The sequence below is a fragment of the Microbacterium sp. PRF11 genome (genome assembly GCF_031844085.1).
In the GTDB taxonomy this organism is placed as follows: Bacteria; Actinomycetota; Actinomycetes; order Actinomycetales; family Microbacteriaceae; genus Microbacterium.
In genome coordinates this window covers 368,821-378,420 of the sequence record NZ_JAUZUP010000003.1, presented here as the reverse complement: position 1 = coordinate 378,420, position 9,600 = coordinate 368,821, and the positions used below count along the sequence as shown (strand labels likewise).

Below are 9,600 nucleotides of genomic sequence, written 5' to 3'. Positions count from 1 at the left end.
TCTCCTGGTTCGGGTGGGGTGGCGCGGGTGTCAGGGAAGGGGTGCGAGGAAGTCGGCGATGACCGCGCGGAACGCGTCGGGCATCTCGAGGTGGGTGCAGTGGCTCGCTCCGGCGAAGACGTGAGAGCGTGCGCCGGGGATGTGCTCGACGAAGGGCTCCCACGTCTCGGGGGTGGCCTCGTCGAATTCGCCGGCCACGACGAGGGTGGGCACGGCGATTCGGGGCAGCCGGTCGATGATGGTCCAGTCGCGGCCCGTGCCGACGACATGGAACTCGTTGGGGCCGTTCATCGTGAAGTACACCGTGGGGTCGGCGAGCATCTGCTGCTCACTGTCGACGAAGTCCTGGGGCATCGGGGTCACGCGGCACACGTGCCGCTCGTAGAAGACGCGGGTGGCTTCGGCGTACTCGGGGTCCTCGAGGGTGCCGGCGGCCTCGTGCCGGTCGAGCGCCTCGCGCGCCTCGACGGGCAGCTCGGAACGCAACCGCGCCGCACCCGCGAGCCAGAGGGCCATGGATGCCGGGGAGTTGCAGATCTCGAGGCTCTGCAGCCCCTCCGGCTGACGGACCGCAATCTCGGCACCGAGCATGCCGCCCCAGGACTGGCCGAGCACGTGGTACTCGTCGAAACCGAGCGCCTCGCGCAGGTTGTGGAACTCGTCGACGAAGAGCTGCGGCACCCACTGCGATGCCGGAGCGTCGGGGTGGTGGGAGCTCCTGCCGCATCCGATCTGGTCGTAGTGCACGACGGTGCGCCCGGTGAGGTCGGCCAGGGCGTCGAGGTTCGAGACGTAGTCGTGCGCCATCCCCGGCCCGCCGTGCAGGACGAACAGCGGTGCCTTCCCGGTTGTCTCCGACGGTTCGGTGAGGCGGGCCCAGGTGAAGCCGTCGTGGAAGGGAACGGTGATCTCGCGTTGCATGGAGTCATCGTGGACCCGTTAAAGGTGCGTTGGCAAACCTTTTCTGCGGATTTAACATGGGAGAAACGACGGGAGCCCATGGCCGACACCGACGACGCCTCCCTGGTGGAGCGCGTGACCGAGCGACTGATCACCGCCGTCGCGGTGGGCGAGTTCCTCCCGGGCACCCGACTTCCCGCCGAGCGCGACCTCTCCCCTCTGCTGGGCGTCGGTCGGACGACCGTGCGTGCGGCCCTCGACGATCTGTCGACCCGGGGTCTGATCGAGCGGCGCCGTGGACGCGGCGGCGGCACCTTCGTCGCCGAGGACTGGCCCGCCTCGATCGTGGTGGGCGTCGACCGGTGGTTCGAGGAGCGCTGGAGCGATCTCGTCGACGCCTGCACGGCGAGCTCGATGCTTCACGCGTCGCTCGCGCGGCTCGCCGCCGAGCGGCGCACGGACACCGACATCGCGATGATGCGCAGCCGACTCGCCGACTTCCACGCCGCCGAGTCTGGCGATCCGAAGCAACGCGCCGACAGCCTGCTGCACCTCGCCATCATCGACGCGGCGCACAACGACGCGCTTCGCGAGATCCTGCTCGAACACGAGCGGCACTTCTCGCTCTCGGCCCCCGCGCACCCGTGGGGCGATCGGGAGAGTCACCGCCGTATGGAGACGCGCGCCGCGCGCGAGCACGACGCCATCGTCGACGCCATCGTGCAGGCAGCGCCCGACGAGGCCGCCGAGCTCGCGCGCCGGCACGTGCAGATCGACCTCGAGCTGTTCACCGAGGCGCGCGAGTTCGCCCGCCGCCGGGCCGCCGAGGCCGCGACCGGCTGAGAGCCCTGCCCCTGAACGGAGGAGAATCGGGCAACGGAGGAGACTCCCCCCGCGACGGCGTCCTCCCCTCCGCGACGCTCCTCCCGTCGCAGCCCCGCTCAGCCGCGCAGGCGCCCCTCGAGTCCGGCACGGACCGCGGGCCACTCCTCACGGAGGATCGAGAAGTACAGCGTGTCCGCCACGCTGCCATCGGGGGCGATGCGGTGCCGGCGGAGCCGGCCCTCGGGCGTCGCGCCGAGGCGCTCGATGGCCCGCGCGCTGCGCTCGTTGCGCGCATCGCAGCGCAGCGCCACGCGGTTCACCCGCCACTGGTCGAAGGCGTGCTGAAGAAGCAGGAGCTTCGCGGCCGGGTTGGTCCGCCCTCCCTGGAACGCGCGGCCGTACCAGGTGGTCCCGATCTCGACGCGACCCTGCGCGGGCACGTACTCGTAGAACGTCGTCGCTCCGCGCACCTCACCGGTCGCGGCATCCCGGACCGTGAAGGCGTAGAGGCCGGGAGTCTTACGCTGCTGTTCGACGCGATCGGCGTACGCCTCGACGGAGTCGGCCCACGGGGTCGTCATGCGACTCCACAGCGACGGATCCGTCAGGGGCCACGCCTGGGCCGCGTCGACGGGTTCGGCGGGGGTGAGGCGGATGCCGTGACCCTCGAGCGTGAGGTCATGGGCGGTCATCGGGCCTCCAGCTGGTGCACGAACTCCTCGGCGGCGGCGAGCTTGCGGCGCAGATCGTCGCGACGCAGGACCGCCTCTTCGCGGATGTCGTCGAACCGCGCGGAGAGCGCCGCGTCGGAGGGATCGGCGTCCAGGCCGTCGACGACGGAGAGCAGCTCCCCCATCTGCTCGAGCGAGTAGCCGAGCGGCTTCATGCGCCGGATGAGCAGCAGTCGAGACTCGTCGTCCGCCGTGTACAGGCGGAAACCGCCCTCGCTGCGGGCCGAGGGTCGGAGCAGGCCGATCTCGTCGTAGTGGCGGAGGGTGCGGATGGACAGCCCCGTCCGCTCCGCGAGCTCGCCGATCTGCATCGGTCGCGCGTCGTTCATGGCATCTCCCGTTCCGCAACCCTCTCGTTACGGTAGAGTCTCTCTCGGTCGCGATTCACGACCCCTCCATTCTTCCCCGCCGCCGCGCGGGTCTCATCTTCCCCGGGAGCTCCCCATGACCGACGTCGTCGCACGCCCAGAACCGACCGTTCTCGGCGCCCTGCGCTCGCCTCGCCTGCTCACCCGTGAGGTGCTCGCCGGTCTCGTCGTGGCGATCGCGCTCATCCCCGAGGCGATCGCGTTCTCGATCATCGCGGGCGTCGACCCGCGCCTCGGGCTGTTCTCGTCGTTCGTGATGGCGGTGGCCATCGCGTTCCTCGGCGGGCGCCCCGCGATGATCTCGGCCGCGACCGGGGCCATCGCGCTCGTCATCGCGCCCGTCGCCCGTGAGCACGGGGTCGACTACCTGCTCGCGACGGTGATCCTCGGCGGCATCCTGCAGGTGGTCCTCGGTCTGCTCGGGGTCGCCAAGCTCATGCGCTTCATCCCGCGCAGCGTCATGGTCGGGTTCGTGAACGCCCTGGCGATCCTCATCTTCACGGCTCAGGTGCCGCAGCTGATCGGCGTGCCGTGGGCGGTCTACCCGATCGCGGCGGCCGGGCTCGCCATCATGTACCTGCTCCCCCGCGTGACCCGGGTCGTGCCGGCCCCCCTCGTCGCGATCGTGCTGCTCACCGGTGCCGCGGTCGTCTTCGGTATCTCGGTGCCCACCGTCGGCGACCAGGGCGCCCTCCCCGAGAGCCTGCCGGCACTGCTGCTGCCGAACGTCCCCCTCACCGGCGAGACGCTCGGGATCATCCTGCCCTTCGCGGTCGCCATGGCGATCGTCGGACTGCTCGAGTCGCTCATGACCGCCGCCCTGGTCGACGACATCACCGACACCCCGTCGTCGAAGACGCGCGAGTCGCTCGGGCAGGGGGCGGCGAACGTGCTGTCGGGCCTGTTCGGCGGCATGGGCGGCTGCGCGATGATCGGCCAGACGATGATCAACGTCAAGGCCTCGGGTGCGCGCACCCGCATCTCGACGTTCCTCGCCGGCGTGTTCCTGCTGGTGCTCGTGCTGGTGTTCGGCGACGTCGTCGCGATCATCCCGATGGCGGTGCTCGTCGCGGTCATGATCGTCGTGTCGATCGCGACCTTCGACTGGCACAGCATCCGTCCGTCGACGCTGAGGCGGATGCCGCTGAGCGAGACGATCGTCATGGTCCTGACGGTCGCGTTCACGGTGTGGACGCACAACCTCGCGATCGGCGTGGGGGTGGGCGTCGTCGCCGCCGCGGTGCTCTTCGCGCGACGCGTCGCGAGCCTCACGAGCGTGACGCGCGTCGAGGAGACCGACCGCGTGCGCTACACCGTCGAGGGCGAGCTGTTCTTCGCCTCGAGCAACGACCTCACGACGAAGTTCGCGTACCACCGCGATCCGGCGCGGGTCGTCATCGACCTGTCGCGCTCGCACGTGTGGGACGCCTCGACGGTCGCCGCCCTCGACGCCGTGCAGACGAAGTACGCGCACCTGGGCACGACGGTGGAGCTGGAGGGCATGAACCCCGCGGCCGCGCGCCTCCACGAGCGCCTGAGCGGCGGTCTCGGCGCGGGCCACTGACCACAGGCGGGGCCCTCAGCCGTGCGGGCGGGAGGGTCAGGAGCGCAGCGTCGTCGAGGGGGTCTCGCCGAACTCTCCGCGGTACATCGCGGCGAAGCGACCCAGGTTCGAGAACCCCCAGCGCGCGGCGATCGCCGCGACCGTCTCGACCGAGGGATCGGCACTGCGCAGCTCGGAACGTGCGGCATCCAGGCGGACCCGGCGCAGATACTGCATCGGCGTGCGCCCGGTGGCCGCACGGAACGCGTACTGCAGTCCTCGCGGGGACAGACGCGCCGCCTGTGCGATGTCGGCGAGGACGACGGGCTCGGCGGCGTGCGCCTCGACGTAGGCCTTGGCCCGGCGCACCGGAGCCGGCAGCGGCCGGGACGGGCGGCCGGCGGCGAGCGCCTCGGTGAGCGTGGTGGGGAAGGTCAGCAGCGAGGCCTCGAGCAGGAGCGTGCGCGCCTGCTTCTCGATGAGCGGGGTGCGCTCGGGCGAGCGCAGCAGCACGTCGCGCGCGTACTCCCAGGTCCGCGACCAGTAGCGCAGACGCTGCTCGCTGATGGCGGCGTGGCCTGTCGCGCGCACACGCAGCGTGTCGTCTCCGGAGAGGCGACGGGCCGCGTCGTCGAACTCGGATCGGGTGAACGACACCGCCGTTCCGGCGATGCGTCCCGTGAACGACACCTCGAGAGGACGGTCGACCACCATGAACGGGATGTTCGTGTCGATGCGTTCGCGACGGTAGACCCCGGCGACACGGGGACCGGCGATACGGCCGAGCACCACGAGATCGAGCGGATCCGATTCGACGAACATCGTCGAGCCGATCGTGTAGTCACAGAAGGCGAAACCGGGTTCGGACACCGCATGCCACGACAACGCCGGCTGAATGGCCTCCGCGCGCGAGATGCGGGCACCCGGCACGACCGTCTGCCAGAGGTGCTCGACGGTTTCCGCATCGCGCGTTTCGATATTGGTGTGCTCCACGCAGGTTTCCTAAATCGTCCGAGAATATGCGGCAAGACCATTGCGCCAGGGGGCGAAGACGGCTATGGAACCGCTCTCACGCAACCATTGCGAGAAAAACGATCAACCCGGATGACCCCCACCCGACATTCACCGTATCCCGCGGATCCGGAGAAATGCGCATTTCGGGCTGAAGGGCCGGAGTGCGCGCGCAAAAGGCCGTCAGACGCAGAATCGTCGTTCCGGCTTTGCCCTGCGCTGCATTCAGGGACAGCATTCCCTCACGCCGCATTCCTGCGGCGATCGACCGCTCCCGTTCCCCGGCGCGGTGGTCGACGACGTTCCGGCGCGGTGCTCGTGACCCCGCGCCGGGACGTCGCTGCTGAACAGCGGACAGACACCCGCATAATGAATGCGGGTCGCCGCTCGGCACCCGTCCGAGCGAGGGGATGCCGATGCCGTTCCGCACCATGACGACCCTGCAGGCATGGGTCGACGACTTCCGCGCCCTCGGTTACGGCGACGCGGAGATGCTGCGCGTCATCCCGCAGGAGACGGAGGACGGCGCCGACGCCGGCCTGATCGCCGCCAAGCTCCGCAGCGTCTCGACGACGTTCTACGTCGCCCCCGGGAACGAGGCCGGGTCCACCGAGTGGGCCGTCACCTTCGAACCCCGTGAAGACGCGGCTCCCCTCCCCGCGGGACGCGTCATGGCCTTGGCGAGCGAACTGGCCACCCTCTCCGCGCTGTGCTCGTTCCTTCAGGCGCGTTCGGAAGCGTTCCTCGCAACCCACGGCTGAGGGGCGGGGTCGCCACCGGCCCGGTGGATCGGGCGGCTCGGTCAGCGGGATGCGGCCGCCGTGAGGTGCTCCATCAGCTCGGCCGCCTGCGCGGCTCGGCTCGGGTCGACCTGCAACAGCGCCTGTTCGATACCGGCGTCGAAGGCGCGCAGGCGCGACCACGGCGGAGTGTCGAGGTCGACGATCGCGGTGATGTGGTTGACGCGACGGTCTTCCGCGTCCAGATCGCGACGCACGGCCCCGCGCTGCACGAGCCGGTCGATGAGGGTCGTGACACCCGCGGACGTGATCCCGAGGTGATCGCGCACGTGCGAAGGGCGGGCTCCGGGATTCTCGGCGACGAAGATCAGGGCCCGGGCGTCGAGCTCGTTCAGGGACAGTTCCCGACGCGCCTCGGCGTCGGCGACACGGCGCGCCTCGCAGTACGCCAGCAGGGCACGCCCGAGTGCCGCCCCTGACGGGGACGACGACGAAGGCTCGGTAGACATCTGCACGACAGCCGATCGTACTCAGTGCATCGTGGCGATCCCTGCCACTTGCGCCGCGGCTCGCCGACACTCGCTCTCTCGCGCACGCTCACGGCGGCTCCCTTGTCAAGCGGGTCTCGCGCCCGATCACGCGGGTCTATGACTGGACCATGACCACCCGTCCGTAGGCGGGCACCCCGTCGGGAGACGGGAGCGAGGAGAGCATCATGATCTACGACGATCGTCACCAGCAGCAGTCAGGAGCGGTGTGGAGCATCGCCCTGTCGAGCGCGATGGGCAACGGCATCCTGCCGCGATCGACCGAGGAGACGGCGGCGCGCGCGTCGCGCCGCTGGCCCTGGTCGCGCACGCGCGATGCCGGTGAGGCGATGGTGACCGGCCGCCGCGCCTGAACCTCCGCCCCCCTCCCCGGCGCGTCGACTCCATCCCCCTGGAGTCGGCGCGTCGGCTCGTTGAGGCGGGGAGGGTTCTCGTGCAGGGGCGTTCACACGATGGTCGCCCGGGCGTAACCCACCGCGCGGGGTCGAGCCCTCAGCATGGGACGACCGCACCCGCGGTCCTCGCCCCCGCTCGAAAGCGACCCTCCGATGACTCGACCGATCCGCGTGCTGTCGCTGTACGAAGGCTTCTTCGCCGGAGGCGCCCGGATCCTGCATTCCGACGTGGTCGCGGGTCTCTCGCGCGACGGGGTGCAGCAGCATCACGTGCTGTCGCTGACCTCGGCCGCGCGGCGCGACGCGTCTGTGCAGCATGCCGCGGACGACACCCGCTTCCGCCGCCTCCGTGAGGCGGGGGTCACGATCGACACCTTCGATCGTGTTGCGGGTGATTCACCCGTGACGCCCGCAGACTTCACCCCCGCGGAGCTCCACCGCGCCGCCGGGCTCATCTCCGACGCCGATGTGGTGCTGTCGCTGAAGGAGCAGCCGCTCAGCCTGATCGTGGCGCTGCAGCGCCACGGCCTGCTGGCCGATCGCCCTCTTGCCGCGTGCCTGCACCGGTCCGACCCCGCCCATTCCGGTCCCGCGCTGGGGTGGCTCGCCGAGTCGGCGGCATCCGGAGCGGTGTCCGCGACGATCGCGTGCGCCGAGTCGACCTCCGACGCCTACGCACGGGCGGGCGTGTCCGCCGGGACGGCGTGGGTGATCGACAACGGCATCGACACGCGCCGCTTCCGTCCGGGGACGCGCGCGGAACGCCGACGGATCCGCGCGGGTCTCGGCATCCCGGAGTCGGCGCCGGTGGTGCTGCTGGCGGCCCGCTTCGACGCGATGAAGGATCCGGGGCTGTTCCTCCGGTCGGTCGTTCGTCACGCGCGGCGCTCCCCCGCGACGCATTACGTCGTGTGCGGTTCCGGCATGACTCGCGCCAACCCCGCCTTCGCGGCGCTGCTTCGCGAGAGCGGGGTCGGCCATGACATCGCGCTGCACGCCCTGGGGCTGCGCGAAGACATGCCGGAGCTCTATCGCGTCGCCGACGTCGTGGCTCTCACCAGCGCCTTCGGCGAGGCCTCGCCGCTGTGCCTCGTCGAGGGGGCGGCGTCCGGCGCGGTCCCGGTCACCACCGACGTGGGCGATGCGGCGCGCGTCGTCGAGGGCTTCGGACTGGTCACCGCACGCGACGCCGACGCGGTCGCCGAGGCGTGGGGCGATGCGCTGGCGCTGCGACCGGCCCTGCGGGCGGCGGCTCTCGCCGCGCGAGGACGACTGGACCGTCGACGCATGATCGACGAGTACCGCGATGCGATCATGGGGCTGCTGGTGGTCGAGCGGCTCGCGGCGTGAGCGGACCTGCGACGATCTTGCGCTGACCTTGCGGGCGCGCGGCGGGCGCGCGTGGCGGTTCTTGCGCCGGCGCGCGCACGATGGAGGCCATGACCTTCCTTCCCGCCACCCCGTCCGGGCTTCGCCTCGTCCACGGGGAGGTCGTCCCGCTCGGCGCGGACGACGCCGGTCTCGATCTCGACGTGGACGGCACCGGCGGTAGCCTCTTCGACCTCGATGTCGACCCCGCGCGCGCCCCTCTTCCGGAGCCGCCGCTCGACTGAGCCGTCGGGGCTGTCAACCCTCGTGCGCGATCCGCGGACGAGCGGTGGGGTGGGGCTTCCCTATCGAAGGAGGCGCCATGTCACAGCCCGCCCAGCAGCAGGTCCCCGGCAGCGACCAGGAGATGGACCCGAAGCCCGATTTCGGCGAGGACAGCTACCGCGGGTCCGGTCGGCTCGCCGGGAAGGTCGCGCTCATCACCGGCGGCGACAGCGGCATCGGCAAGGCCGTCGCGCTGGCGTTCGCCCGCGAGGGAGCCGACGTCGCGATCGCCTATCTCGACGAGCACGAGGATGCCGAGGAGGCCCGGCGCTTCGTCGAGGACGCCGGTCGCCGCGCGATCCTGCTTCCCGGTGACATCTCCGACCCCGCCCACTGCCGCGACCTCGTCGCGAAGACCGTGGACCAGCTCGGCGCTCTCGACGTGCTCGTGAGCAACGCCGCGTTCCAGATGAGCCACGACACCCTCGAGGAGATCGAGGACGCCGAGTGGGACTTCACGTGGGCGACGAACGTGAGCGCCTACTTCCACCTCGTCAAAGCGGCGCTGCCCCACCTGAAAGAGGGGGCCTCGATTATCGCGTCGAGCTCGGTGAACTCCGATATGCCCAGCCCGCAGCTGCTGCCCTACGCGGCGACGAAGGCCGCGATCGCCAACATGACGGCCTCGCTCGCGCAGTTGCTCGCCGACCGCGGCATCCGGGCGAACAGCGTCGCCCCCGGGCCGGTCTGGACGCCGCTGATCCCCTCGACCATGCCGGAGGACAAGGTCGAGAGCTTCGGCGAGCAGGTGCCGCTGGGCCGACCCGGCCAGCCCGCCGAGCTCGCTCCCGTGTACGTTCTGCTGGCCTCCGACGAGGCCAGCTACGTCTCGGGTGCCCGCGTCGCCGTCACCGGCGGCAAGCCGATCCTCTGAACCCCGAGAAGA

12 protein-coding genes are annotated in these 9,600 nt (G+C 70.8%); 7 read left to right on the top strand and 5 right to left on the bottom strand.

The annotated features are described in order from the left end of the window. Positions 1-30: 30 nt before the first annotated feature. The gene (locus Q9R20_RS10645) at positions 31-921 is read right to left on the bottom strand and encodes a proline iminopeptidase-family hydrolase (protein WP_311249319.1); all 891 of its coding nucleotides are present in this window, start codon (positions 919-921) and stop codon (positions 31-33) included. Between the two features lie 78 nt (positions 922-999). Between Q9R20_RS10645 and Q9R20_RS10640 the strand changes: the two genes are divergently transcribed. Then, positions 1,000-1,743 (top strand): GntR family transcriptional regulator, encoded by a 744-nt coding sequence (locus tag Q9R20_RS10640; protein ID WP_311249318.1) that lies wholly within the window; start codon positions 1,000-1,002, stop codon positions 1,741-1,743. A gap of 98 nt (positions 1,744-1,841) precedes the next feature. Here Q9R20_RS10640 and Q9R20_RS10635 read toward each other — a convergent pair whose 3' ends face one another. Then, a complete protein-coding gene (locus Q9R20_RS10635) occupies positions 1,842-2,417 on the bottom strand; it encodes a GNAT family protein (RefSeq protein ID WP_311249317.1) in 576 nt (191 codons plus the stop codon). After that, on the bottom strand, positions 2,414-2,785 hold the full coding sequence (locus tag Q9R20_RS10630; protein WP_311249316.1) for a MerR family transcriptional regulator: 372 nt from the start codon (positions 2,783-2,785) through the stop codon (positions 2,414-2,416). The genes Q9R20_RS10635 and Q9R20_RS10630 overlap by 4 nt, the downstream gene beginning before the upstream one ends. Positions 2,786-2,900: 115 nt before the next feature. Between Q9R20_RS10630 and Q9R20_RS10625 the strand changes: the two genes are divergently transcribed. Continuing rightward, entirely contained in the window at positions 2,901-4,388 is a 1,488-nt protein-coding gene (locus tag Q9R20_RS10625; protein WP_311249315.1) for a SulP family inorganic anion transporter, read from the top strand. Between the two features lie 36 nt (positions 4,389-4,424). On the opposite strand, the gene Q9R20_RS10620 is transcribed toward Q9R20_RS10625, so the two are convergent. Continuing rightward, a complete protein-coding gene (locus tag Q9R20_RS10620; protein WP_311249314.1) occupies positions 4,425-5,360 on the bottom strand; it encodes an AraC family transcriptional regulator in 936 nt (311 codons plus the stop codon). 434 nt (positions 5,361-5,794) lie between these two features. Between Q9R20_RS10620 and Q9R20_RS10615 the strand changes: the two genes are divergently transcribed. Next, positions 5,795-6,139 (top strand): hypothetical protein, encoded by a 345-nt coding sequence (locus Q9R20_RS10615; protein ID WP_311249313.1) that lies wholly within the window; start codon positions 5,795-5,797, stop codon positions 6,137-6,139. Between the two features lie 41 nt (positions 6,140-6,180). On the opposite strand, the gene Q9R20_RS10610 is transcribed toward Q9R20_RS10615, so the two are convergent. Further along, positions 6,181-6,627, bottom strand: coding sequence for a helix-turn-helix domain-containing protein (locus Q9R20_RS10610; RefSeq protein ID WP_311249312.1), 447 nt, complete (start codon positions 6,625-6,627; stop codon positions 6,181-6,183). Between the two features lie 206 nt (positions 6,628-6,833). Between Q9R20_RS10610 and Q9R20_RS10605 the strand changes: the two genes are divergently transcribed. From Q9R20_RS10605 to Q9R20_RS10590, 4 genes are all read left to right on the top strand, one after another. Then, positions 6,834-7,019: a hypothetical protein gene (locus tag Q9R20_RS10605; protein WP_311249311.1), complete on the top strand. Its 186-nt coding sequence runs from the start codon at positions 6,834-6,836 to the stop codon at positions 7,017-7,019. Positions 7,020-7,214: 195 nt separating this feature from the next. Continuing rightward, positions 7,215-8,411 (top strand): glycosyltransferase, encoded by a 1,197-nt coding sequence (locus Q9R20_RS10600; RefSeq protein WP_311249310.1) that lies wholly within the window; start codon positions 7,215-7,217, stop codon positions 8,409-8,411. An 89-nt stretch (positions 8,412-8,500) separates the two neighbouring features. Next, positions 8,501-8,674, top strand: a complete 174-nt coding sequence (locus Q9R20_RS10595; protein WP_311249309.1) for a hypothetical protein — start codon at positions 8,501-8,503, stop codon at positions 8,672-8,674. 77 nt (positions 8,675-8,751) lie between these two features. Continuing rightward, on the top strand, positions 8,752-9,588 hold the full coding sequence (locus Q9R20_RS10590; protein WP_311249308.1) for an SDR family oxidoreductase: 837 nt from the start codon (positions 8,752-8,754) through the stop codon (positions 9,586-9,588). The last annotated feature ends 12 nt before the right edge of the window (positions 9,589-9,600 follow it).

Coding starts and splice junctions, on each gene's coding strand:
- Q9R20_RS10645 (WP_311249319.1), bottom strand. CDS start 921: ATGCAACGCGAGATCACCGTTCCCTTCCACGACGGCTTCACCTGGGCC.
- Q9R20_RS10640 (WP_311249318.1), top strand. CDS start 1,000: ATGGCCGACACCGACGACGCCTCCCTGGTGGAGCGCGTGACCGAGCGA.
- Q9R20_RS10635 (WP_311249317.1), bottom strand. CDS start 2,417: ATGACCGCCCATGACCTCACGCTCGAGGGTCACGGCATCCGCCTCACC.
- Q9R20_RS10630 (WP_311249316.1), bottom strand. CDS start 2,785: ATGAACGACGCGCGACCGATGCAGATCGGCGAGCTCGCGGAGCGGACG.
- Q9R20_RS10625 (WP_311249315.1), top strand. CDS start 2,901: ATGACCGACGTCGTCGCACGCCCAGAACCGACCGTTCTCGGCGCCCTG.
- Q9R20_RS10615 (WP_311249313.1), top strand. CDS start 5,795: ATGCCGTTCCGCACCATGACGACCCTGCAGGCATGGGTCGACGACTTC.
- Q9R20_RS10610 (WP_311249312.1), bottom strand. CDS start 6,627: ATGTCTACCGAGCCTTCGTCGTCGTCCCCGTCAGGGGCGGCACTCGGG.
- Q9R20_RS10605 (WP_311249311.1), top strand. CDS start 6,834: ATGATCTACGACGATCGTCACCAGCAGCAGTCAGGAGCGGTGTGGAGC.
- Q9R20_RS10600 (WP_311249310.1), top strand. CDS start 7,215: ATGACTCGACCGATCCGCGTGCTGTCGCTGTACGAAGGCTTCTTCGCC.
- Q9R20_RS10595 (WP_311249309.1), top strand. CDS start 8,501: ATGACCTTCCTTCCCGCCACCCCGTCCGGGCTTCGCCTCGTCCACGGG.
- Q9R20_RS10590 (WP_311249308.1), top strand. CDS start 8,752: ATGTCACAGCCCGCCCAGCAGCAGGTCCCCGGCAGCGACCAGGAGATG.